The sequence below is a fragment of the Streptomyces griseoflavus genome, assembly GCF_014649995.1.
Taxonomy (GTDB): domain Bacteria; phylum Actinomycetota; class Actinomycetes; order Streptomycetales; family Streptomycetaceae; genus Streptomyces; species Streptomyces griseoflavus.
Genome location: NZ_BMUC01000010.1, coordinates 186,256 through 209,919, shown reverse-complemented (window position 1 = coordinate 209,919; position 23,664 = coordinate 186,256). Strand labels below are relative to the sequence as shown.

23 protein-coding genes are annotated in these 23,664 nt (G+C 73.1%); 12 read left to right on the top strand and 11 right to left on the bottom strand.

Going from position 1 to position 23,664, the window contains the following annotated elements; genetic code table 11:
- Positions 1 to 14: 14 nt before the first annotated feature.
- Genes IE172_RS21970 through IE172_RS21960 form a run of 3 tightly spaced genes read right to left on the bottom strand, consistent with a single transcriptional unit; the run spans position 15 to position 1,359 of the window.
- Entirely contained in the window at positions 15 to 362 is a 348-nt protein-coding gene (locus tag IE172_RS21970) for a tetratricopeptide repeat protein (RefSeq protein ID WP_190098993.1), read from the bottom strand.
- A gap of 50 nt (positions 363 to 412) precedes the next feature.
- Positions 413 to 868: a MarR family winged helix-turn-helix transcriptional regulator gene (locus IE172_RS21965; protein ID WP_190098992.1), complete on the bottom strand. Its 456-nt coding sequence runs from the start codon at positions 866 to 868 to the stop codon at positions 413 to 415.
- Positions 865 to 1,359 (bottom strand): MarR family winged helix-turn-helix transcriptional regulator, encoded by a 495-nt coding sequence (locus IE172_RS21960; protein ID WP_190098991.1) that lies wholly within the window; start codon positions 1,357 to 1,359, stop codon positions 865 to 867. Before IE172_RS21960 ends, IE172_RS21965 begins: the two co-directional genes overlap by 4 nt.
- 146 nt (positions 1,360 to 1,505) lie before the next feature.
- Between IE172_RS21960 and IE172_RS21955 the strand changes: the two genes are divergently transcribed.
- The 3 genes from IE172_RS21955 (at position 1,506) to IE172_RS21945 (ending at position 3,636) form a co-directional block, all read left to right on the top strand.
- Complete coding sequence (locus IE172_RS21955; protein ID WP_190098990.1) at positions 1,506 to 2,195, top strand: helix-turn-helix transcriptional regulator; 690 nt, start codon at positions 1,506 to 1,508, stop codon at positions 2,193 to 2,195.
- A complete protein-coding gene (locus IE172_RS21950; RefSeq protein WP_190098989.1) occupies positions 2,192 to 3,169 on the top strand; it encodes a pyridoxal-phosphate dependent enzyme in 978 nt (325 codons plus the stop codon). The genes IE172_RS21955 and IE172_RS21950 overlap by 4 nt, the downstream gene beginning before the upstream one ends.
- A gap of 92 nt (positions 3,170 to 3,261) precedes the next feature.
- Positions 3,262 to 3,636: a cupin domain-containing protein gene (locus tag IE172_RS21945; protein ID WP_190098988.1), complete on the top strand. Its 375-nt coding sequence runs from the start codon at positions 3,262 to 3,264 to the stop codon at positions 3,634 to 3,636.
- A 155-nt stretch (positions 3,637 to 3,791) separates the two neighbouring features.
- Here the strand turns inward: IE172_RS21945 and IE172_RS21940 are convergent, their stop codons facing one another.
- The 8 genes from IE172_RS21940 to rhaI form a co-directional block, all read right to left on the bottom strand.
- On the bottom strand, positions 3,792 to 5,159 hold the full coding sequence (locus IE172_RS21940; protein ID WP_190098987.1) for a vWA domain-containing protein: 1,368 nt from the start codon (positions 5,157 to 5,159) through the stop codon (positions 3,792 to 3,794).
- Positions 5,156 to 6,013 (bottom strand): AAA family ATPase, encoded by an 858-nt coding sequence (locus IE172_RS21935; RefSeq protein ID WP_190098986.1) that lies wholly within the window; start codon positions 6,011 to 6,013, stop codon positions 5,156 to 5,158. Before IE172_RS21935 ends, IE172_RS21940 begins: the two co-directional genes overlap by 4 nt.
- Before the next feature lie 173 nt (positions 6,014 to 6,186).
- The gene (locus IE172_RS21930; RefSeq protein ID WP_190098985.1) at positions 6,187 to 6,828 is read right to left on the bottom strand and encodes a LutC/YkgG family protein; all 642 of its coding nucleotides are present in this window, start codon (positions 6,826 to 6,828) and stop codon (positions 6,187 to 6,189) included.
- Positions 6,825 to 8,327: a LutB/LldF family L-lactate oxidation iron-sulfur protein gene (locus IE172_RS21925; RefSeq protein ID WP_190098984.1), complete on the bottom strand. Its 1,503-nt coding sequence runs from the start codon at positions 8,325 to 8,327 to the stop codon at positions 6,825 to 6,827. Before IE172_RS21925 ends, IE172_RS21930 begins: the two co-directional genes overlap by 4 nt.
- Positions 8,324 to 9,079 (bottom strand): (Fe-S)-binding protein, encoded by a 756-nt coding sequence (locus IE172_RS21920; RefSeq protein ID WP_190098983.1) that lies wholly within the window; start codon positions 9,077 to 9,079, stop codon positions 8,324 to 8,326. Before IE172_RS21920 ends, IE172_RS21925 begins: the two co-directional genes overlap by 4 nt.
- Before the next feature lie 74 nt (positions 9,080 to 9,153).
- Positions 9,154 to 10,602 carry a rhamnulokinase gene (locus IE172_RS21915; protein WP_190098982.1) on the bottom strand — a complete coding sequence of 483 codons (1,449 nt, stop codon included), beginning with the start codon at positions 10,600 to 10,602 and terminating at the stop codon, positions 9,154 to 9,156.
- Positions 10,599 to 12,638, bottom strand: a complete 2,040-nt coding sequence (locus tag IE172_RS21910) for a bifunctional aldolase/short-chain dehydrogenase (RefSeq protein WP_190098981.1) — start codon at positions 12,636 to 12,638, stop codon at positions 10,599 to 10,601. Before IE172_RS21910 ends, IE172_RS21915 begins: the two co-directional genes overlap by 4 nt.
- 114 nt (positions 12,639 to 12,752) lie before the next feature.
- On the bottom strand, positions 12,753 to 13,913 hold the full coding sequence (gene rhaI / locus IE172_RS21905; RefSeq protein WP_190098980.1) for an L-rhamnose isomerase: 1,161 nt from the start codon (positions 13,911 to 13,913) through the stop codon (positions 12,753 to 12,755).
- 262 nt (positions 13,914 to 14,175) lie between these two features.
- Here rhaI and IE172_RS21900 point away from each other — a divergent pair, with 262 nt between their 5' ends.
- The 9 genes from IE172_RS21900 (at position 14,176) to sigJ (ending at position 23,611) form a co-directional block, all read left to right on the top strand.
- On the top strand, positions 14,176 to 15,693 hold the full coding sequence (locus tag IE172_RS21900) for a sugar ABC transporter ATP-binding protein (RefSeq protein WP_190098979.1): 1,518 nt from the start codon (positions 14,176 to 14,178) through the stop codon (positions 15,691 to 15,693).
- A complete protein-coding gene (locus tag IE172_RS21895) occupies positions 15,690 to 16,727 on the top strand; it encodes an ABC transporter permease (protein ID WP_190098978.1) in 1,038 nt (345 codons plus the stop codon). Before IE172_RS21900 ends, IE172_RS21895 begins: the two co-directional genes overlap by 4 nt.
- Positions 16,720 to 17,772 carry an ABC transporter permease gene (locus IE172_RS21890; protein ID WP_190098977.1) on the top strand — a complete coding sequence of 351 codons (1,053 nt, stop codon included), beginning with the start codon at positions 16,720 to 16,722 and terminating at the stop codon, positions 17,770 to 17,772. The genes IE172_RS21895 and IE172_RS21890 overlap by 8 nt, the downstream gene beginning before the upstream one ends.
- A gap of 10 nt (positions 17,773 to 17,782) precedes the next feature.
- A complete protein-coding gene (gene rhaS, locus IE172_RS21885; RefSeq protein ID WP_190098976.1) occupies positions 17,783 to 18,865 on the top strand; it encodes a rhamnose ABC transporter substrate-binding protein in 1,083 nt (360 codons plus the stop codon).
- 31 nt (positions 18,866 to 18,896) lie between these two features.
- Positions 18,897 to 19,217, top strand: a complete 321-nt coding sequence (locus IE172_RS21880) for an L-rhamnose mutarotase (protein ID WP_190098975.1) — start codon at positions 18,897 to 18,899, stop codon at positions 19,215 to 19,217.
- Between the two features lie 280 nt (positions 19,218 to 19,497).
- Entirely contained in the window at positions 19,498 to 20,523 is a 1,026-nt protein-coding gene (locus tag IE172_RS21875) for a LacI family DNA-binding transcriptional regulator (RefSeq protein ID WP_190098974.1), read from the top strand.
- A 102-nt stretch (positions 20,524 to 20,625) separates the two neighbouring features.
- Positions 20,626 to 21,927 (top strand): alpha/beta fold hydrolase, encoded by a 1,302-nt coding sequence (locus tag IE172_RS21870; protein ID WP_190098973.1) that lies wholly within the window; start codon positions 20,626 to 20,628, stop codon positions 21,925 to 21,927.
- Positions 21,928 to 21,971: 44 nt separating this feature from the next.
- Positions 21,972 to 22,715, top strand: coding sequence for a PIG-L deacetylase family protein (locus tag IE172_RS21865; RefSeq protein WP_190098972.1), 744 nt, complete (start codon positions 21,972 to 21,974; stop codon positions 22,713 to 22,715).
- A 5-nt stretch (positions 22,716 to 22,720) separates the two neighbouring features.
- On the top strand, positions 22,721 to 23,611 hold the full coding sequence (gene sigJ / locus IE172_RS21860) for an RNA polymerase sigma factor SigJ (protein WP_229886259.1): 891 nt from the start codon (positions 22,721 to 22,723) through the stop codon (positions 23,609 to 23,611).
- Positions 23,612 to 23,664: the final 53 nt, after the last annotated feature.

Below are 23,664 nucleotides of genomic sequence, written 5' to 3'. Positions count from 1 at the left end.
CACCCGGTGGCGGGCTACTCCTCGCCGAACTCGCCGCCCAGCGCGGCGGCGATGCGCAGGTGCGGCCGGGCCTCGTCGTCGCGTCCCTGCCGCTGGAGCGTGCGCCCGAGCATCAGCCGGGCGTAGTGCTCCACCGGGTCGCGCTCCACGATCACCTTCAGCTCGGCTTCCGCGCGCCGCAGTTGGGCCGAGTGGTAGTAGGCGCGCGCCAGCAGCAGCCGCGGCCCCGTCTGCTCCGGCACCTCCTCGACCAGGGTGTCCAGGACGCGCGCGGCGGCGGTGTAGTCCTTGGCGTCGAAGAACATCCCGGCGCGCTCCCAGCGCTCGGCCGGCGTTCCGTGGTCGTAGTACGTGGTGTCCACTCGTGGCCTCCTTCGACGCCGACAACGGACGTGGGGGCCGCGGTATTCCGCTACCCCGCGCCGGTCGCCGCGGCGGCCAGTTCCGCGTCGGCCCGCTCCCTGACCAGGGCGAGCACGCGCCCGGCGACGGCCAGGTCCGCCGCCGGAATGCCGGCGTAGATCCTTCCGGAGACCGCCCGCGTCTCGGCGGAGATCCTCTCCTGCGTCTCCCGGCCGGCGTCCGTGACGCGGAGCGAGGACGGCTGCCGCGATTCCAGCAGTCCCGCGCCGGCCAGCTCGCCGATCACGGCGTCGGCGTCCGCCCCGGTGACCTTGAGCGAGTCGGTGAGGTGCCCGACCAGCTCCGCCCGGCCGACCGGGGGGCCGGACGCGACGGCGAAACGCAGGGCGACGGACTGCGGGAAGGTGATGCCGTGTCGTGCCAGCACGCTCTCCAGGACCGCGCGGCTCGCGTAGTGGGCCAGGCCGATGGCGCGGCCGTCGACAGTGGCCGTGGTGGTGGTCATGACTGCTCCGTCTCGTGGGTGCCGGTGCTGTCCGCCGAAGGGGTGAGCGGTGTGTCGAGCAGGGTCGTCAGGTCGTCCATGAACGCGCGGGTGCGCGGGCCGTCGAGACCTCCGAAGGGCTCCAGCAACTGCCGCAGCAGCCCTTGCACCAGCTCGATCGCCTGACCGGTGACCTCCACTCCCCGCGGGGTGAGCGCCAGTTGCACGGCGCGCGGGTCGCGCGGATCGCGGGTGCGCTCCAGCAGGCCGGCGCTCTCCAGGGACCGGGCGAGCTTCGACACGTAGAGCGCTTCGAGTCCGGTGCGGTCGGCGAGCCGGCGCTGACTGGGCCGTTCCCCCGAGCGGCGCATCCCGTACAGGGTCGCGACGACGGAGTACTGCGCGTGCGTCAGCCCCAGGGGCGAGACCGCCCGGTCGACCGCCACGCGCCACTTCATCGACAGCCGCCACACCAGGAACCCGGGCGTCGCGCCCTCGTACGCCGCACTCATGACGGATACCGTACATGGCTACTGTAGCCATGGCTACTGTTTTTCGAGGTCACTGGGTCACGGGGCCGCGCTCCTGTGTGGACTGAAAATCCAGACACTGGACATGCGGTCCAGGTAGCGTGTCCGGTGGACCAGGGGAGGCGCTCATGGACAGAGAGCAGGCTCGGGAGGCGGAGCGGGACGCGATCCTCGCCGCGACGGTGCCCGTCGCCGACGGGATCGCGGCGACGTTCGGACCGCTGTGCGAGGTGGTGCTGCACGACTACCGGTGCCCGGAGGGATCGGTGGTCGCCGTGGCCGGGTCGGTGACCGGGCGGACGGTGGGCGGGGCGATGAGCGAGATCGGCCTGCGGGTGCTCGCCCGCGGTGACGAGGCGGCCGACGAGCTCAACTACCTGACCAGAACCGGCGACGGCACACTCGTGAAGTCCTCCACGATGGTGCTGCGGGACTCCACGGGGGCGGTGTTCGGCGCGCTGTGCGTCAACGTCGACGTCACCGCCGTGGGGCAGGCCCACGCGCTGCTCGGCTCGCTCGCCGGCCTCGGCGCCGCCCCGGAGGAACCGCCGACGACCACCTTCGGCGACGACATCGACTCCGTGGTCGGGGCCATCGTCGACGCCCACCGGCCCCGCCGGAACGGCGGCTGGGCGCAGCTCGGCCGCGAGGAGCGCCTGCGGCTGTTCCGGGACCTGGACGCGCGCGGTGTCTTCGCCGTGCGGCGCGCGGTCGAGCAGGTCGCCGGCCGGCTCGGCATCTCCCGCGCCTCGGCGTACAGCTACCTCTCCCAGTCCAGGACGACCACCTATCCGACCGACACCGGAGGCCCCGCGTGACGACCGCCGGCCCGCCGATCACCCTCGACGACGTCCGTTCCGCCGCCGCACGCCTCGACGGCGTCGCCCACCGCACCCCCGTCCTGCGCTCCCGCACCCTGGACGCGCTCGTCGGTGCCGAGGTGCACCTCAAGTGCGAGAACTTCCAGCGCGTCGGCGCGTTCAAGTTCCGCGGCGCCTACAACGCGGCCTCCCGGCTCGCCCCCGGCCAGCTGTCCCGGGGGATCGCCGCCTACTCCTCCGGCAACCACGCGCAGGCCGTCGCCCTGGCCGCCCGGGAACTCGGCACCACCGCCGTCATCGTCATGCCCGAGGACGCCCCGCCGTCGAAGCGGGCGGCCACCGAGGGGTACGGCGCCGAGATCGTCACCTACGACCGGTACACCGGCGACCGGGTCGCCGTCGCCGAGACCCTCGCCGCCGAGCGGGGGCTGGCCCTCGTCCCGCCCTACGAGCACCCGCACGTGATGGCGGGGCAGGGCACGGCGGCCCTCGAACTCGTCGAGGAGGCGGGGCGGCTCGACGCCCTGCTCGCCCCGGTCGGCGGCGGTGGCCTGATCGCCGGCAGCGCCACCGCCGTCAAGGGCCTGCACCCCGACACCCGGGTGATCGGCGTCGAACCCGAGGCCGGCGACGACACCAAGCGGTCCCTGGAGGCGGGCCGGCGCGTCAGCATCCCCGTCCCGCGCACCATCGCCGACGGCCAGGCGCTGCACACCCCGGGCGAGCTGACCTTCTCCGTCAACCGCCGCCTCCTCGACGGGATCGTGCTGGTCCGCGACGACGAGATCAGGGACGCGATGCGGTTCGCCTTCGAGCGCCTGAAGATCGTGCTGGAGCCCAGCGGCGCCACCCCGCTCGCCGCGCTGCTCACCGGCCGCGCGGGCCCGCTCCCGCCCCGGGTCGGCGTGATCCTCTCCGGCGGCAACATCGACGCCGAACGGTTCGCCCGGCTGTGCGGGACGGGCGACTGATCTGCCCGCCCGGGACGGCGTTCACCCGAATGGCGGCGCCCGGTGGACAGACGGACGATGAGGTGGTGGGGGAAGCGGAAGGGAGCAGGGGCATGCTCGAGATCAAGATGCTGGAGAAGCCCGACGAGCGACGCGATTTCCCGAGGGGGCATCTCGAAGCCGTCCACATGTCGGGACTGGACTTCGCCATGGCCACCTTCGAGCCGGGGTGGCGCTGGTCCCGGTCCGTCGGTCCCATCGCCGGGACGGAGAGCTGCCGGATCCACCACAACGGGTACGTGGTCCAGGGCCGCATGCGCATCCGGATGGACGACGGCGCCGAGGGCGAGGTCGGGCCGGGCGACGTCTTCGTCTGCTCGCCGGGACACGACGCGTGGGTCGTCGGGGACGAGCCGGTCGTGGTGTACGACTTCGCCGGCGCCATGGCGCAGGAGTACGCGAAGACCGACGAACGCGTCACGCGGTAGCGCACGCGCCCCACGCGGGCCGGCGTCCGCTCCCGCGTCCCGGACGCGGCCCGCGCGGGACTCGGGCAGGCCGCCGAGCACTCCGACCGGGGCCCGCGCCGTCTGCCGCGGCTGAACCGGCCGGGGCCGAGGCGACTGCCGCGGGCCCCGCCGGCTCACACCGGCAGCAGCCGTCCCACCAGCGCGTCGAGCTGGCGTACGTTGCGGCACTCGCGCATGTCCACCAGCTCCGCGTACGCGAGGGCCGCGGAGTCGCCCGTGCCCCAGCGGGAGCGCTGCTCGGGGTTCAGCCAGTGGATCCGGCGTGCGCGCCGGGACAGGGCGCGCACGGCCGGCAGGTTCGGGTCGGCCATGTTGGTGCGGGCGTCGCCGAGGACGAACACCGTGGTGCGCGAGCCCACGGCGTCGGCGTACCGTTCGGTGAACTCACCCAGCGCCGCGCCGTAGTCGCTGCTGCCGTGCCAGCCGGTGAGGGCGGCCTCGCCCCGGATACGGGCGCCCAGGCCCTCCGGGTCGGCGGCGCCGTGCACCAGCAGCCCGGTCACCTCGTCGACCCGGTTGACGAAGGCGAACACGCGCACCTTGGAGAACTGGTCGTGCAGCGCCTGCACGAGCAGCATCGTGAAGTCGGAGAACCCGGACACCGAGCCCGACACATCGCACAGCAGCACCAGTTCGGGCCGGGCGGGCCGGCGCCGTCGCAGCACGGGCCGCATCGGCACTCCGCCGGTCGACAGCGAGCCGCGCACGGTCCGGCGCAGGTCGATGCTGCCGCGCGCGGCCCTGCGGCGGCGGGCCGCCAGCCGGGTCGCCAGCTTCCGGGCCAGTGGCCGCACCGTCCGGCGCAGCTCGGCCAGCCGGTCCTTCCCGGCGAACAGGAAGTCGACGCGGTCGGCGGTCGGGGCCACCGCACGCCGGGCGACCTCGTCCCGGCCCCGCCGCTGTGCCACCCGGCGCCGCGCCTCGGCGGCCACCATCCGCCGGAACTCCTCGATGCGCCGCCGGATCTCGTCCTCCAGCAGCCGGTCGCCGAACCCCGCCGCCCCGTCCCGCCCGCGTGCCTCGTCCCGCACCCGGGCCAGCAGCGTCTGCGGGCGCAGCCGGTCCAGCGTCTGGTACGACGACCAGCCGTCCGACCCCGGTGAACTCCCGTACCCGCCGAAGCCGTCGACCGCCTCGGCCGCCAACCGGGCCATGAGCGCGGTGTCGTCGGCGGCGAGGGCCGCCGCCAGCCGCTCGCGCAGTCCGTCGCGGTCCGCCGGCCGCCCGCCCTCCGGCCCGCCGGCCACGCGCGGGAAGTACAGGTCGAAGACCGCGTCGAACACCGGGCGCTGGGCGGTGCCGTGCAGCAGGGTCGCCGCCAGGCCCTCCCGCAGCAGCTCCCGGTCGGCGAGTCCCAGGACCTCCACCGCCCGGGCCGCGTCCACGGTCTCACCGGTGCCCACGCGCAGGCCGTGGACGCGGAGCGCGTCCACCAGGCCGGTCAGCCGGGCGGTGAGATCCGTGTCCGCGTCGGCGTTCACAGGGCGTCCAGGTCGAGTTTGGCCGCCGCCTTCTGGATGTCGTCCTGGTGCTTGAGGATCACGCCCAGGGTGTCGCGTACGACCGTCTCGTCCAGCGTGCCGGCGCCCAGCGCCAGCAGGGTGCGGGCCCAGTCGACGGTCTCCGCCACGGAGGGCGCCTTCCGCAGGTCCATCGCCCGCAGCGCACCCACCACCCGGACGACGGACTCGGCCAGCGCCGTGTCGACGCCCGGTACCCTCAGCCGCACGATCCGCCGCTCCAGCTCCGCGTCGGGGAAGCCGATGTGCAGGAACAGGCAGCGGCGGCGCAGCGCCTCGGACAGCTCCCGGGTCGCGTTCGAGGTGAGGACGACGAACGGCCGGCGGGTCGCGGTGACGGTGCCCAGCTCCGGAACGGTCACCTGGAAGTCGCTGAGCACCTCGAGGAGCAGTCCCTCGACCTCCACGTCCGCCTTGTCGGTCTCGTCGATCAGCAGCACCTTGGCGTCGTCGCCGCGGATCGCGGTGAGCAGCGGACGGGGCAGCAGGAACTCCTCGCCGAAGATGTCCGTGCGCGCCTCGTCCCACGTCTCGCCCCTGCCGGCGCTGATGCGCAGCAGCTGCTTGGCGTGGTTCCACTCGTACAGGGCCCGCGACTCGTCCACGCCCTCGTAGCACTGGAGCCGGACCAGCCGGGCCCCGGCGACCCGGGCGACGGCCTTGGCGAGCTCGGTCTTGCCGACCCCTGAGGGTCCCTCCACCAGCAGCGGCTTGCCGAGCCGGTCGGCGAGGAAGACGGTCGTGGCGACCGCGGGCGACGCCAGGTATCCGGTCTCGGCGAGGCGCGCGGAGACGTCGTCGACGGAAGTGAACAACGGGGACCTCCGATTGTGCGCGGGAACGAAGGCGCCGGACCGCGTGACGGCACTGTCCGGACACCCGGGGATGTCCGGACCTATCCAAGCGCTTGCTCACCCTCCTTGTCACGCGGTCGCGGGCCACCGCCCGAACCGGGGGAGTGCGGCCATGGGCGCCCCTCGGCATCCGCTCACCCGACCAGCACGACCTCCAGGGTGCGCGGGCCGTGCACGCCCTCCACCCGGTCGAGTTCGATGTCACTGGTCGCCGACGGGCCGGAGATCCAGGTGAGCGGGCGGGCCGGGTCGAGGCGTTCGAGGGCCCGCGGGACGGAGGAGACGACCTGGTCCGGGACGCGGACCACACAGATGTGGTGGTCGGGGACGAGGGTGATCCGGCGCCGGCCCTGGTCGGAGGAGCCGTCGAGGACGATCGTGCCCGTCTCCGCGACGGCGACCGCGCAGGCGGTGACCACGCTGTCGACCCGGTCCAGTTCCCGCGGGGTGCTCCCCGCCCGGTCCGCGACCCGCGCCACCTCCGTCGAGGCGAGCCAGTCCTCGTCGAGGCCCGGCGGCACGAGGACCGACGACGCGCCGCGCGCCGCGAGCAGCCCGGCGATCACCCCGGCCAGTCCGGCGGCGTCCGTACGGTGCACGACCGCCCGGTAGTCGGCCAGATTCTCCGCGAGCAGCTCCACCGTCTCCCCGACGGTGCGCGCACCGTGCTCGCGCAGGTAGTCGCGGGCGACGGCCCGCTCGTACGGGGTGTCGTCCCCCGGTACGCCGGCGAGGGCGCGCCGCACCCGGCCCAGGATCCGTTCCCTGCTGCTCACTTCGCCGCTCCCTTCCCGCCCCGCGTACGCTGCCACCAGTCCCGGAACGGCTCCGCCGGCACCGGGGGCAGATCCCGGGTGCCGCTCCACGCCCGGCCCGGGCCGGGAAGGGTGCGCGGGTGGAGGCGGCGGGTGCGCGAGGCGAGGCGCTGCCCGGCGCGCAGGGCTCCGGGGTAGGTGAACGCCCAGCGGGCGGCGCGCATCGCGGCTCGCTCGGCGGCGTGCCCCCTGGCCGGCTTGAGCACCACCTTGTTGCCGCCCCGGGTCGCCTCCCCGCCCTGGACCACCCGCTCCCGCAGGTGCACCAGGACCTCGGGGATGTCGATGGCGACCGGGCAGACCTCGTAGCAGGCCCCGCACAGTGAGGACGCGTAGGGCAGGGAGGCGTCGATGTCGCTGCCGGTGCCCCGCAGTTGGGGGCTGAGGATCGCGCCGATCGGCCCCGGGTACACCGAGCCGTAGGCGTGGCCGCCGGCCCGCTCGTACACCGGGCACACGTTGAGGCAGGCGGAGCAGCGGATGCAGCGCAGCGCCTGGCGGCCCACCTCGTCGGCCAGGGTGTCGGTGCGTCCGTTGTCCAGCAGGACCAGGTGGAAGGTCCGCGGACCGTCCTCCCGCGTCGTCCCCGTCCACATCGACGTGTACGGGTTCATCCGCTCGGCGGTCGAGGAGCGGGGGAGGGTCTGGAGGAACACCTCCAGGTCCCGCCAGGTGGGCACGATCTTCTCGATGCCGACGACCGAGATCAGCGTCTCGGGCAGGGTCAGGCACATCCGCCCGTTGCCCTCGGACTCCACCACCACCAGCGTGCCGGTCTCGGCGACCATGAAGTTGGCGCCCGAGACGCCGACCTTGGCGCGCAGGAACTTCTCCCGCAGATGCAGCCGTGCCGCTTCGGCCAGTTCGGCCGGAGTGTCCGTCAGCCCTTCAGGGGCGGCGCGGCCCCACTCGCCCATCTCACGGGCGAAGATCTCCCGGATCTCCCCGCGGTTGCGGTGGATCGCCGGGACCAGGATGTGCGAGGGCCGGTCCTTGCCCAACTGCACGATCAGCTCGGCCAGATCGGTCTCGTAGGCGCGGATGCCCGCCGCCTCCAGCGCCTCGTTCAGGCCGATCTCCTGGGTGGCCATCGACTTGACCTTGACGACCTCCGACTCACCGGTCTCCTGGACCAGCCGCGTCACGATCCGGTTCGCCTCGCCGGCGTCGGCGGCCCAGTGCACGGTGCCGCCGGCGGCCGTCACCGCCGCCTCCAGCTGCTCCAGGTAGCGGTCGAGGTGACGCAGCGTGTGGTCCTTGATCCGCTTGCCGGCCTCCCGCAGGGCCGCCCAGTCCGCCACCTCCGCCACGGCCTTCGCACGCTTGGCCCGGATGGTGTGCGTGGCGTGCCGCAGGTTGCCGCGCAGGGTACCGTCGCGCACGGCGTCCCGCGCGGCCTCCGCGAACGCCGGCTGGGTGGACGGGTGGAACACCGGCATTCCGACGAATGTCCCGCTCATACGGCCGGCTCCTCCTCCGTGCTCGCCAGGATCTCCGCGATGTGCACCGGCCGCATGCCGGTGCGCAGCCTGGTCATCGTCCCGCCGATGTGCATCAGGCAGGAGTTGTCCGCCGCGCACAGCACCTCGGCGCCCGTCGACTCGGCGTTGCGCACCTTGTCGGTGCCCATGGCCGCCGAGACGTCGGAGTTCTTCAGCGCGAAGGTGCCGCCGAAGCCGCAGCACTCGTCCGCACCGGGCAACTCGGCCAGCTCCAGCCCCCGGACCGCCCGCAGCAGCCGCAACGGCCGTTCGCCGAGGCCCAGCCCGCGCAGTCCGTGACAGGTCGGGTGGTAGGTGACCTTGTGCGGGTAGTACGCCCCGACGTCCGTCACGCCCAGCACGTCCACCAGGAACTCGGTGAGTTCGTAGGTCTTCGGCACCACCGGGGCCAGCGTCGCCGCGAGGGTGTCCCCGCGCCCTTCCGCCCGGGCCCGCTCACCCATCCGCGGATACAGCTCCCGCACCATCGCCCCGCACGAACCGGACGGTGTCACGATCGCCTCGTAGTCCCCGAAGACATCGGAGAAGTGCCGGGCCATCGGCTCCGCCTGGTGCCGGTACCCGGTGTTGTAGTGCGCCTGACCGCAACAGGTCTGCGCCATGGGGAAGTCGACGTCGACGCCCAGTCTGGTCAGGAGTTTCACCACCGCGCGCCCGGTGTCCGGATAGAGCGTGTCGTTGACGCAGGTCAGGAACAGGGCGACACGCATCGCGGCTCCTCGTGGAATCGGTCATCGGGTGAATGCAGGGTAGTGCGGGAGCGACGGCACGGGGGAGACCCCCGTCAGCCCCGGGCGAGCCGGGCCAGCGCCGCCTGCCACGGCCGGGTGCCGCCGCGCGGTTCGTACCGGGTCAGCGGCTGCGTGCGGGTGAGCAGCCGCCGCATCCCGGCGAGGTCGCCGACCATGCCGTGCGCACGGGCCTGCACCAGTACGTTGCCCAGCGCCGCCGCCTCCGTCGGCCCGGACACCACCGGCAGCCCGCAGGCGTCGGCGGTGAGCTGGCACAGCAGGGCGTTGCGGGTGCCGCCGCCCACGATGTGCACGACGTCGGCGGACCGTCCGGCGAGCCGCTGCGCGTCCTCGACGGCCCTGCGGTGCGCCAGGGCGAGCGAGTCCAGGATGCAGCGCGTGACCTCGGCCCGGGTGGCCGGCACCGGCTGCCCCGAGTCCCGGCAGGCCCCGGCGATCCGTTCCGGCATCCGCCCCGGCGCGAGGAACGCCGCGTCCCCGGCGTCCACCACCGACCGCAGCGCCGGCACCTCGGCCGCGTCGAGCAGCAGCGCGCCGAGATCGGGCTCGCCCCAGGCCCGCAGGCACTCCTGGAGCAGCCACAGGCCCATGATGTTGCGCAGATAGCGGACCGTGCCGTCCAGCCCCAGCTCATTGGTGAAGTTGGCCGCCCGGCTCTCCTCGGTCAGCACCGGCCCGTCCAGTTCGAGACCGGCCAGTGACCAGGTGCCGGTACAGATGTACGCGAACCGCTCACCGTCCGCCGGCACCGCCGCCACCGCGGACGCGGTGTCGTGCGAGCAGACCGCCGTCACCGGGACCGGCCCGGCGAGCCCCGTCTCCTCCAGCACCTCCGGCCGCAGCACCCCGGCCGGATCGCCCGGACGGCGCAGCGGCGCGAACATCCCGAGGTCGATGCCCAGCCGCTCCGCGACCCCGTGCGCCCAGTCCCGGGTGCGCGGGTCGATCAGCTGGGTGGTCGAGGCGTTGGTCAGCTCCGTGCCCCGCTCACCGGTGAGCCAGTACGCCAACAGGTCGGGTATCAGCAACAGCCCTTCAGCGTGGGCTAGTTGCGCCGAACCGCGAGCCGCCGTCAACTGGTACAGGGTGTTGAAGGGCGCGTACTGCAGTCCGGTCGCCGCGTACAGCTCCTCGGGGGGCACCGCGGCCCACACCTTCTCGGCGACCCCGTCGGTACGGCTGTCGCGGTAGTGCACGGGGTTGCCGAGCAGCGCACCGTCCGCGTCCAGCAGCCCGTAGTCCACGGCCCAGCTGTCGACGCCGACCGAGTCGACCGCCCCCGCCGCCCTCAGTCCGTCGAGCACCCCCGCGTACAGCCCCAGGACGTCCCAGCGCAGCCCCTCGGGCATGCGGACCGGCCGGTTCGGGAAACGGTGGGCCTCGGTGAGCTCCAGGCTGCCGGGGCCGACGCGGCCGACCATGACACGCCCGCTGGACGCGCCGAGGTCGACCGCGGCGTACGACTTCACGGCGGTGCTCATCGCAGGAACGCGGCGGCGACGCCGGCGTCGACCGGGACGTGCAGTCCGGTGGTGTGGGTGAGGTCGCCGCCGGTCAGCGCGAACACGGCGCCCGCCACGTGCTCGGGCAGCACCTCCCGCTTGAGCAGCGTCCGCTGCGCGTAGAACTCGCCGAGCTTCTCCTCCGGCACCCCGTACACGGCGGCGCGCTGGGCGCCCCAGCCGCCCGCGAAGATCCCGGAACCGCGCACCACACCGTCCGGGTTCACACCGTTGACCCGGATGCCGTGCTCCCCCAGCTCGGCCGCCAGAAGCCGCACCTGATGGGCCTGGTCGGCCTTGGCCGCGGAGTAGGCGATGTTGTTCGGACCGGCGAACACCGCGTTCTTCGAGGCGATGTACACGATGTCGCCGCCCAGGTCCTGCGCGATCATCACGCGGGCGGCCTCGCGCGAGACGAGGAAGGAGCCGCGGGCCATGATGTCGTGCTGGAGGTCCCAGTCCTTCGCGGACGTCTCGAGCAGCGGCTTGGAGATCGAGATCCCGGCGTTGTTCACCACCAGGTCGACCCCGCCGAAGGCGAGGACGGCGGCCCGGAAGGCGGCGGCGATCTGCTCCTCGTCGGTGACGTCGACGGTCACGGCGACGGCCCGGTCGGACCCGCCCAGCTCCTCGGCGACCCGGGCCGCGTTCTCCCCGTCGAGATCGGCCACCACCACGCACGCGCCCTCGGCCGCCAGCCGCCGAGCGATCGCCCTGCCGATCCCGCTGCCGGCGCCGGTGACGAGCGCGACCCGCGTCGCGAGCGGCTTCGGCTCCGGCATCCGCCGGAGCTTGGCCTCCTCCAGCGCCCAGTACTCGATGCGGAACTTCTCCGACTCCTCGATCGGCGCGTAGGCGGAGACCGCCTCGGCGCCGCGCATCACGTTGACCGCGTTGAGGTAGAACTCCCCGGCCACCCGCGCGGTCTGCTTGTCCTTGCCGAAGCTGAACATGCCCACGCCCGGCACCAGCACGATCGCCGGGTCGGCCCCGCGCATCGCGGGGGAGTCGGGCTCCGCGTGGCGGGCGTAGTAGGCGGCGTAGTCCTCGCGGTAGGCGGTGTGCAGTTCCCTCAGCCGGGCGACGGCCTCGTCGAGCGGGGCGGCCGGCGGCAGGTCGAGGACGAGCGGCCGGACCTTGGTGCGCAGGAAGTGGTCGGGGCAGGAGGTGCCCAGCGCGGCCAGCCGCGGGTGCTCGGCGCGGGCCAGGAAGTCCAGCACGGCGCCGGAGTCGTCGAAGTGGCCGACCTGGGCCCGGTCCTGCGAGGCGACGGCTCGCACGTACGGCGCCAGGGCGGCGGCGCGCTCCCGCCGCTCGTCCGCGGGCAGGGCCTCGTACCCCTCGATCACCGGTCCGAACGGCTCCGGCCGGCCGCGCTCGGCGAGGAACGTCTCGGCGGTGCGGATGATGTGCAGCGAGTTGCGCTCGCACTCCTCGGAGGTGTCGCCCCACGCGGTGATCCCGTGGCCCCCGAGCACACACCCGACGGCCTGCGGGTTGGCCTCCTTCACGGCGGCGATGTCCAGCCCCAGCTGGAACCCGGGCCGCCGCCACGGCACCCACACCACCGTGTCACCGAAGCAGTCGGCGGTCAGCCTCTCCCCGTCGGCGGCGCAGGCGAGCGCGATGCCGGAGTCGGGGTGGAGGTGGTCCACGTGGGCGGCGTCGACGAGCCCGTGCATCGCGGTGTCGATCGAGGGCGCGGCGCCCCCTTTGCCGTGCAGGCAGTAGTCGAACGCCCCGACCATCTCGTCCTCGCGCTCGACGCCCGGGTACACGCCGGCGAGCGCCCGCAGCCGGTCCAGCCGCAGCACGGCCAGCCCCGCCCCGGTCAGCGTCCCGAGATCCCCGCCGGAACCCTTGACCCACATCAGCTCGACGTCACCCCCGGTGACGGGGTCGGTCCCGGTGCCCTTGGCGGAGGTGTTGCCACCGGCGTAGTTGGTGTTGCGGGGATCGGCACCGAGGCGGTGCGACCGGGCGAGGAGAGCGGCGGCTTCGGGATGGGTTGCCATGAGGGTGCGGTTCCTTCTCGGGAGAGGGTGAGGTGAGTACTCAGGGGCGCGGGGAACTGCGCGGCCGGCCACCGGCGGCGGGCAGCCCGCAACGGACGGGAAGCCGGCGGGCGTTCACGCCCCCCACCCCGCCTGCTGCCCGCCGACCCGCTCGGCGACGATCCGCTCGGCCCACCCGGACCGCCGGTACGCGGCGAGGGGCTCGGGGTCCAGCCCCATCTCCTGGCGCACCTCACGCAGCAGCGGACGCACGTCCGTGTCGTAGGCGTCCATCAGCACGGCGTTGGCGCCCAGCACGTCCCCCGAGGCCTGCGCCTCGGCCAGCGCGGTCCGGTCCACCAGCAGCGCCTTGGCCGTCGCCTCCTGGACGTTCATCACGGAACGGATGATCGCCGGGATCTTCGCCTCGATGTTGTGGCACTGGTCCAGCATGAACGCCACCTCGGACGTGAAACCGCCCCCGCGGATCACCTCGTACATGATCCGGAACAGCTGGAACGGATCCGCCGCCCCCACCATCAGGTCGTCGTCGGCGTAGAACCGCGAGTTGAAGTCGAACCCGCCGAGCTTCCCCTCCCGCAGCAGCGTCGCGACGATGAACTCGATGTTGGTCCCCGGCGCGTGGTGGCCCGTGTCGACGACGACCCGGGCCCTCTCGCCGAGCTTCAGGCAGTGGGCGTAGGCCGTCCCCCAGTCCGGCACGTCCGTCGTGTAGAACGCCGGCTCGAAGAGCTTGTACTCCAGCAGCATCCGCTGCCCTTCGCCGAGCCGCTCGTACACCTCGCGCAGCCCTTCGGCGAGCCGGTCCTGCCGCGCCCGGACGTCGTCCTGGCCGGGGTAGTTCGTCCCGTCGGCGAACCACAGTTTGAGGTCCTTGGAGCCGGTGGCGTCCATGATGTCGACGCACTCCAGCAGATGGTCCACGGCCTTCCTGCGCACCGCCGCGTCCGGGTGGCAGATGCTGCCCAGCCGGTAGTCGTCGTCCTGGAAGGTGTTGGAGTTGATGGTGCCGAGCCTCACGCCGCGGTCCTCGGCGTGCCGGGCCAGCGCCGCGTAGTCCTCGACCCTGTCCCACGGGATGTGCAGCGCAACGGTGGGCGCGACCCCAGTGAACTCGTGCACCTTGGCCGCGTCGTCCAGCTTCTCCCGCGCGGAGCGGGGGACGCCCTGCTGCGCGAACACCTTGAAACGGGTCCCCGAGTTCCCGTACGCCCACGACGGCGTCTCGACTGCCTGGGTCTTCAGAGCGGCCTTCGCCGCGGCGAGCTCGGTCACGTCAGGGCTCCTGTGACATCGGGTCGTAACGACCACGGAGTGAAACGATTCAGAACGGGAAGCTATGGCGCCGGTGAGGGGGTGTCAACCCCTCCGGCACGCACCGTTCTCCGGCATCACGGCGTGACCTGAAGCGGTCGAAAGTTTTTCGACCGGGACCCATTGACGTGACATGCGTGGCGCGCCTACCGTCCCGGCAACCCAGTTGAAACCTTTCACGATGTCGCCCGGGCCGTCCCGCCGACGTCGTCGAGGAGCCCTCATGACCCACCCGTCCGACACGGGTCCGGCCCCGGTTCTCGCGCTCAAGGGCATCTCCAAGTCCTTCGGCGCGGTGCGTGCGCTGCGGGACGTCTCCCTGGAGCTGTTCCCCGGGGAGGTGCACGCCCTCGCCGGTGAGAACGGAGCCGGCAAGTCGACCCTCATCAAGACCCTCGCGGGAGTGCACCGGCCGGACGCCGGCCAGGTGCTGCTCGACGGCGCGCCGGTCGTCTTCCACGGCCCCGGCGACGCCCGCGACGCCGGCATCGCCGTGATCTACCAGGAGCCCACGCTCTTCCCCGACCTGTCGATCGCCGAGAACATCTTCATGGGCCGGCAGCCGCGGCGGGCCCTCGGCCGGATCGACCACCGGGCCACCCACGACGCGACCGCCGCCCTGATGAGACGGCTCGGGGTCGACCTCGACCCGGACCGTCCGGCCCGCGGTCTGTCCATCGCGGACCAGCAGATCGTGGAGATCGCCAAGGCGCTCTCCTTCGACGCCCGCGTCCTGATCATGGACGAGCCCACCGCCGCCCTCACCGGCAGCGAGGTCGCACGCCTCTTCGGCGTGGTGCGCGCCCTGCGCGACCAGGGCGCGGCCGTGCTGTTCATCTCCCACCGCCTCGAGGAGATCTTCGAGATCTGCCGGCGGGTCACCACCCTGCGCGACGGCGCCTGGATCGCGAGCGAACCGCTGGACGGCATGACCGAGGACGACCTGGTCCGCCGCATGGTCGGACGCGACCTGGAGGAGCTCTACCCCAAACAGGACGTGAGCCCGGGCGAGATCGCCCTGAGCGTGCGCCGGCTGACCCGTGAGGGCGTCTTCACCGACGTCTCCTTCGACGTGCGGCGCGGTGAGATCGTCGGGCTGGCCGGACTGGTCGGCGCGGGCCGTACCGAGGTCGCCCGCGCGGTCTTCGGCATCGACCGCCGGGACGCGGGAGAGGTGGAGGTCGACGGGCGCCGGCTCACCAACGGCGCCCCGTCCACCGCCATGGCCGCGGGCCTCGCCCTGGTCCCCGAGGACCGGCGCGCCCAGGGCCTGGTGATGGACATGTCCATCGAGCGCAACATCGGCCTCACCGGACTCCGCAGCACCGTGCGGGCCGGCCTGATGGACCGCGGCGCCGAACGCAGCCGTTCCCTCGACTGGGCCGTCAGGCTCCAGGTCAAGTACGCCCGCATCGCCGACACGGTGAACACCCTGTCCGGCGGCAACCAGCAGAAGGTCGTCCTCGCCAAGTGGCTCGCCACCGGCCCGAAGGTGCTGATCGTGGACGAGCCCACGCGCGGCATCGACGTCGGCACCAAGGCCGAGGTGCACCGGCTGCTGTCGCAGCTCGCCGCGGACGGCGTCGCCGTCCTGATGATCTCCTCCGACCTGCCCGAGATCCTCGGCATGGCCGACCGCGTGCTGGTGATGCACGAGGGCCGGCTCACCGCGGAGATCCCCCGCACCGACGCCACCGAGGAGACCGTGATGGCCGCGGCCACGGGGAGGGCCGCCGCATGACGGTCACCGCACCCCGGGAAGCCGCCGCCGAGGCGTCCGGGACCGGCGCCACCCGGCTGGTCGACCGTGTCTTCAAGATGCGTGAACTCGCCATCCTGGTCGTCTTCCTGGTGATGATCGGCGTGACCCGGGCCGGCAACAGCGAGTTCCTGTCCGAACAGGGCATCAAGGACCTGCTGCTGAACGCGACCATCCTGGTCCTCGTCGCCACCGGCCAGTCCCTGGTCGTCATCACCCGCAACGTCGACCTCTCCGTCGGCTCCACGCTCGGCATCAGCGCCTTCGCGGCCGGCCTCCACCTCCAGGACGGCGGGGACCCGGTCGTCGCCGTCGCCCTCGCCGTCCTGCTCGGCATCGGCTTCGGGCTCCTCAACGGGCTGCTCGTCAGCCTCGGCCAGGTGCCCGCCCTCGTCGTCACCCTCGGCACGCTGTACATCATCCGCGGCATCGACTCCGTCTGGGTCGGCTCCCGCCAGATCACGGCCGCCGACCTCCCCGGCGGATTCGTCGACTTCGGCTCCGGCGGCATCTCGGCGGTGCCCTACCTGGCGCTCATCGCCCTCGCGGTGCTGGTGGCGACGGCGTACTACCTCAAGCACTTCGGCAGCGGACGCGAACTGTACGCGCTCGGCTCCAACCCGGAGGCCGCCCGGCTCGCCGGCATCCCCGTGCGCAAGCGGATCCTCGCCGCGTACACCTTCTGCGGTGCCCTCGCCGGCCTCGCGGGCGCCCTGTACCTGGCCCGGTTCGGCAACGTCGACTCCGGCACCGGCACCGGCTACGAACTCACCGTCGTCAGCGCGGTCGTGGTCGGCGGCGTGGTCTTCACCGGCGGCTCCGGCAGCGTCTACGGCGCGGCCCTCGGCGCGCTGCTGCTGACCTCCGTCAACAGTGTGCTGCCCGCCCTCGGCGTCAGCTCCGTGTGGGTGCTCGCCATCAACGGCATCCTGCTCATCCTCGCCATCGCGGTCGACCGGATCGTCGCGCTGCGCGTGGCCTCCGCCCTGAAGAAGAGGAACGCCCGCCATGCCTGAGTCCCTCACGCGTGCGAACCGCTGGTCCGCCTCGCCGAGGTGGGACACGGCCGTCGGCGCCCTGCTCGTCGTGGTCCTGCTGCTGTCCTTCACCACCGTCGACGGCTTCGGCAACGCGCTCAACCTGTCGTTCCTCATCGGCAACACCCTGCCCATCGCGCTGATCGCCCTGCCCATGACCCTGCTCGTGGTCTCCGGCGAGATCGACCTGTCCGTGGCCTCCACCGCCGGCCTGTCCGGCGCGGTCATGGGCGCCCTGTGGAACCAGGGCATGGCCATCGAGGCGATCATCCCGGTCTGCCTCGTGATCGGCGTCGTCTGCGGCCTGGTCAACGGCCTGCTGGTGACCCGCCTCGGACTGCCGTCCCTCGCCGTGACCATCGGCACGCTGGCCGCCTACCGGGGCATCGCACAGATCGTGCTGGGCTCCGACGCGGTCACCGACTTCCCCGCCCCGTACCTGGAGTTCGCCGCCGGACGCGTCGGCGACACCTTCGTCCCCTACGCCTTCCTGCCCTTCACGGTGCTGCTCGCCATCGCCGTCGTCGCCCTGCACGCCACGCCGTTCGGCCGGTCGCTGTTCGCGATCGGCGCGAGCGAGGAGGCGGCGCGGTTCGCCGGCATCCGCGTCAAGCGGCAGAAGCTGATCCTGTTCACCCTGACCGGCCTGATGTCCGCCCTCACCGGCGTCTTCTGGGCGCTGCACTACGCCAGCGCCCGCTACGACAACGCCACCGGCCTGGAACTCTCCGTCGTGGCGGCGGTGTTGCTCGGCGGCATCGACTTCGACGGCGGCCGGGGCACGCTCGGCGGCGCGATCGCCGGGGTGTTCCTGCTGGGCGCGCTGCAGAACGTGATGAGCCTCCAGGACGTCTCCGCGCAGTCGCAGATCGTCGTCACCGGAGTGCTGCTGGTGCTGTCCGTGCTCGGACCCCGCGTCGCCCGCCAGGTCGCCGCCGCCCGCGCCGGACGCCGGGCCACGGCCGCACCACCGCCGCCGCCCACGACGCCCGCCCCGACTTCCCCGACCCCCTCCCGCCCCTAAGGAACCCACCATGCGCAAGGCATCCCTGAGCCGTACCTGTGCGGCGCTCGCCGCCGTCACCTCGCTCGCCCTGGCCGCCACCGCCTGCGGCGGCACCACCAAGGAGGACGTCAGGAACGAGGGCGGCGCGGCCGCCCCGGCCGGCAAGGCCGACCCGAACGCGGAGACCAGGAAGGGCCTGACCGTCGGCTTCCTGCCCAAGCAGGTCAACAACCCCTACTTCACCACCGCCGACAAGGGCGGGGAGAAGGCCGTGAAGGAACTGGGCTCCGCCTACAAGGAGGTCGGTCCCTCCAGCGCCACCGACACCGCCGGCCAGGTCTCCTACGTCAACACCCTCACCCAGCAGCAGGTCGACGCCATGGCCGTCTCCGCGCAGGACCCCGGCGCCCTGTGCACCGCGCTCAAGCAGGCCATGAAGAACGGCATCAAGGTCGTCACCTACGACTCCGACACCACCGCCGACTGCCGCAACGCCTTCATCTCGCAGGCCTCCGCCGAGGACCTGGGCCGCACCGAGGTGCAGCTGCTCGCCGAACAGATCGGTTACAAGGGCGAGATCGCGATCCTGTCCGCCGCGCAGACCGCCACCAACCAGAACACCTGGATCGAGTTCATGAAGGAGGAGCTCAAGGACCCCAAGTACAAGGACATCGAGCTGGTCAAGGTCGCGTACGGCAATGACGACGCCCAGCAGTCCTTCCAGCAGACCCAGGGCCTGCTCCAGGAGTACCCGGACCTGAAGGGGATCATCTCCCCGACCACCGTCGGCATCAAGGCGGCGGCCCAGTACCTGTCCGGCTCCAAGTACAAGGGCAAGGTCAAGCTGACCGGCCTCGGCACCCCCAACGACATGCGCAAGTACGTCAAGAACGGCACCGTCGAGGCGTTCGAGCTCTGGGACCCGGCGAAGCTCGGCGAACTGGCCGGCCGCACCGCGATCGCGCTGGCCTCCGGCCAGATCACCGGCAAGGAGGGCGAGACCTTCACGGCCGGCGCGATGGGCGAGTACACCATCGGCAAGGACGGCGTGATCAACCTCGGCAAGCCCACCGTCTTCAACGCCGGGAACATCGACCGGTTCGACTTCTGACCCCCACACCACCGAGGGAGCGCGGTACGTCATGCAACGCGTCTGTTTCCTGCTCAAGGTCCGACAGGACCGGATCGCCGAGTACCGCGAACGCCATGCCGCCGTGTGGCCCGAGATGCGCGAGGCGCTCTCGGCCACCGGCTGGCACAACTACTCCCTCTTCCTGCGCGACGACGGCCTCCTCGTCGGCTACCTGGAGACCGAGGACTTCGAGGCGGCCAGGACAGGCATGGAGGCCACCGAGGTCAACGCCCGCTGGCAGGCCGAGATGTCGCCCCTCTTCGAGTCCCTCGACGGCTCCCGCCCGGACGAGGCGATGAAACCGCTGACCGAGGTCTTCCACCTCGCCTGACGAAGGAGCCCGCGATGAGACGACGCCTCCCTGCCGGCCGGCGCGCTCCTCGGCACCGCGGCGACCCCCGCCCCGGCCTCCGGCACCGCCCGGGCCGCCTCGCCCGGGCCGGCGGTCACCCCCGCCGGCACCACCACGGCAACGCCGGCGCCGTCCGTCCCTCCGGGCGCGTCGCCGGCTTCCGGCCGCCCGCCCGACCGTGACCGGTACGGGGCGGCCGTGCGGGTAATGTGATGGCCCGCCGCGCCGCCCCCCCCGTCTCCCTGGAGGTCCCTGCCCGATGGCCCAGTCGGTGGGTATCAAGGACGTCGCCCGCGTCGCCGGAGTCTCCGTCGGCACGGTATCCAACGTGATCAACCGCCCGGACACGGTCGCGGCCGAGACCCGGGCGCGGGTGCTGTCCGCCATAGATCGGCTCGGCTACGTCCGCAGCGAGTCCGCCCGTCAGCTGCGCGCCGGACGCAGCCGCATCATGGGCCTGCTCGTCCTCGACATGGGCAACCCCTTCTTCGTCGACGTCGCGCGCGGCGCCGAACGCGCCGCGCGCGCCGCCGGGCTCGGCGTGATGGTCTGCAACAGCGCCCAGAACCCGGGGGAGGAGGCCGAGTACCTGTCCCTCTTCGCCGAGCAGCGGGTGCGGGGCGTGCTGCTCACCCCGGCGGACGCCACCGGCCGCAACATCGAGGCGTTCCGCCGGCACGGCATCCCGTTCGTGCTGGTCGACCGGGTCGCCGAGGGCACCACCGAGTGCTCCGTCTCCGTGGACGACGTGGCCGGCGGCGCGCTGGCCGTGCGCCACCTCGTCGACGCCGGGCACCGCTCCCTCGCCTACGTGAGCGGCCCGCCCGGACTCAACCAGGTCCGGGACCGCCGCACCGGCGCCCTGAACGCCCTCGCCGAGGCCGGACTCGGCCCCGACCGCCTGCGCGAGCTGCCCACCGAACGGCTGGACGTCGCCGCCGGACGCGACGCGGGCGCCCGCCTCCTCGGACTCGCCGAACGCCCGACCGCCGTGTTCTGCGCCAACGACCTGCTCGCCCTGGGCGTGCTCCAGGCGATGTACGCGGCCGGGGTCACGGTCCCCGACGACCTGGCGATCGTCGGCTACGACGACATCGAGTTCGCCGCCGCGGCGGCCGTGCCGCTCACCTCGGTGCGCCAGCCCGCCGTCACCATGGGCGCCCTGGCGGCCGAGCTGCTGCTGGAGGAGACCGAGAGCGAGGGCGCGCGGCGGCCGCACGAGCACCGCCGGGTCGTCCTCCGCCCGGAACTGGTGGTCCGGCGCTCCAGCCTGTCGGCCCGCTGACCGCTCGTGTCCGCAGGGTGGTGCGGTCCCGGGCTCGTTGACCGCAGGAACATGTGCTGAACTGGGTCGCGATCCGACAATCCGTCCGTCCCAGGAGTTCCGTTGCCCGTCAGCTACCGCCAGCCCGGAGTGGTTCTCACCGACCGCCGCTTCACCGTGCCCCTCGATCACGACGACCCCTCGGGGGAGACCATCGAGCTGTACGCGCGGGAGGCCGTCGCCGCCGGCAAGGCCGGCCGGGACCTGCCCTGGCTGCTGTACCTGCAGGGCGGCCCCGGCTTCGGGGCGAACCGTTTCGTCGGCAAGGAGGCCTGGCTCGGCCGCGCCCTCGAGGAGTACCGGGTGCTGCTCCTCGACCAGCGCGGCACCGGCCACTCCACCCCCGCCAACCGGCAGACGCTCCCGCTGCGCGGCGGCCCCGCCGAGCAGGCCGACTACCTCGCCCTCTTCCGCTCCGACTCCATCGTGCGGGACTGCGAGGCCATCCGGCCCCAGGTGACCGGCGGCGCCCCCTGGACCGTGCTCGGCCAGAGCTTCGGCGGCTTCTGCACCGTCGCCTACCTGTCCACGGCCCCCGAGGGCCTCGCCACCGCGCTCGTCACCGGCGGCCTGCCCTCCCTCGACGCGCACGCCGACGACGTCTACCGGGCCGCCTACCCGCGCGTCGAACGCAAGGTCGCCGCCCACTACGCCCGCTACCCGCAGGACGTCGAACGCGCCCGGCGCATCGCCGACCACCTCCTCACCCACGACGTCGTCCTCCCGAACGGCTACCGGTTCACCGTCGAGGCGTTCCAGTCCCTCGGCCGGATGCTCGGCAGCGGCGACGGCAGCCACCGGCTGCACCACCTGCTGGAGGACGCCTTCGTCCGCACCCCGGGCGGCCCCGCGCTCTCCGACGCCTTCCAGGAGCAGGCGCAGGGCCTGCTGTCCTTCGCGGGACACCCGCTGTACGCGCTCGTCCACGAGGCGATCTACGGCCAGGACACCCGCCCCACCGCCTGGTCCGCCGAACGCGTACGGGCCGAGTTCCCGCGCTTCGACGCGGCCAAGACGCTCGCCAACGACGAGCCGCTGCTGTTCACCGGCGAGACCATCCACCCCTGGATGTTCGACTGCGACCCGGCGCTGCGCCCCCTGCGCGAGACCGCCGGACTCCTCGCCGCGCGCACCGACTGGGCGCCGCTGTACGGCCCGGCACGCCTCGCCGTCAACGAGGTCCCGGCCGCGGCGGCCGTCTACCACGACGACATGTACGTCCACACGCCCCACTCCCTGGAGACCGCACGGGCGATCCGCGGCCTGCGCACCTGGGTCACCGACGAGTTCGAGCACGACGGGGTCCGGACCGGCGGCCCCCGCGTCCTGGACCGGCTGCTCGCCCTGGCGCGCGACGAGGCGTGACGCGTCCCCGGCGCGCTGTCGGTGCGGCGGGCTAGTCTGCGGGCATGACCGAGCCGACGACCAGTCAACTCCAGCCCATGCCCGACGACTGGCAGCGCGCCCTGGCCGTGGTCGCCCACCCGGACGACCTGGAGTACGGCTGCGCGGCGGCGATCGCCTCCTGGACCGACGCCGGCCGCGAGGTGTCCTACGTCCTGGCCACCCGGGGCGAAGCGGGCATCGACACCCTGGAACCGGCGAAGTGCGGCCCGCTCAGGGAGCGGGAGCAGCGGGCGAGCGCGGCCGTGGTGGGCGTGACGGACGTCGGCTTCCTCGACCACGCGGACGGCGTCATCGAGTACGGCCCCGCCCTGCGCCGGGACATCGCCGCCGCCGTGCGCCGGCACCGGCCCGAGCTGGTGATCACCCTGAACCACCGGGACACCTGGGACGGCACCTACTGGAACACCCCGGACCACGTGGCCGTCGGGCGCGCCACGCTCGACGCTGCCGGCGACGCCGGCAACCGCTGGATCTTCCCGGAGCTGACCGAGCGGGGCCTCGCACCCTGGAACGGCGTCCGCTGGGTGGCGGTCGCCGGTTCGGACAACCCCACGCACGCCGTGGACGCGACCGGCGGCCTGGAGCGTGCCGTGCTCTCCCTGCTCGAACACCGCACCTACATCGAGGCGTTGACCGACGAGGACCCCGAGGCGTACGCGCGCGGCCTGCTGACCGGGATCGCCGAGGAGACCGGGAAGCGGTTCCGGAACCGTCCCGCGGTCGCCTTCGAGCTGTTCTCCCGGTGATCCCCGTGGACGGCGAACCGCTGGCGCGGAGCTTCGAGGAGCACCGCGGCCGTCTCGGGGCGGTCGCCTACCGCATGCTCGGCTCACTCGCCGAGGCCGAGGACGCCGTCCAGGAGGCCTGGCTGCGCCTGAGCCGGGTGGACCCCGGCACGATCGGCAACCTGGGCGGCTGGCTGACCACCGTGACCGGCCGGATCTGCCTGGACCTGCTGCGCTCGCGCACCGCCCGCCGGGAGCAGCCGATGGACGAGACCTTCGTCCCGGACCCGGTGATCGGGCCCCTCTCCCCGGCGGACCCGGAACAGCAGGCGCTGCACGCCGACTCGGTCGGCGTGGCCCTGCTGGTGGTCCTGGAGAGACTGCAGCCGGACGAGCGGCTGGCGTTCGTGCTGCACGACATGTTCGCCGTTCCGTTCGACGACATCGCCCCCATCCTGGAGCGGAACGCGGCCGCGACCCGGCAGCTCGCCTCCCGGGCCCGCCGCCGGGTGCGGGACGCCACGCCTCCCTCCGATCCCGACCCCGGCCGGCAGAGGCAGGTGCTCGACGCCTTCATGGCCGCGGCGCGCGGCGGGGACTTCGAGGCACTGGTCGCGGTCCTGCACCCGGACGTGGTGCTGCGCGCCGACGCGGGCGCCCTGGTGCGCGGCACGGAGGCGTCCAAGACCCTCCGGGGCGCGAAGCCGGTGGCCGAGTCGGCGCTCCTGTTCGCCCGTTACACCGCCGCGGCTCGCGTCGTGCTGGTCAACGGGGACCTGGGCCTGCTCAGCGTCGTCGACGGCCGCATCCGGTCGGTCATGTCCCTCACCATCGCCGACCAGCGCGTCACCGGCCTGTACGTGCTCGCCGACCCGGACCGCCTCGGCCGCCTGCGGATCCCCGACGACGACCTCTGACCCGGCGCCCGGAGCCCGGCCGCCGTCCCGGCCCCGCCGGTTCGCCGGCGGGC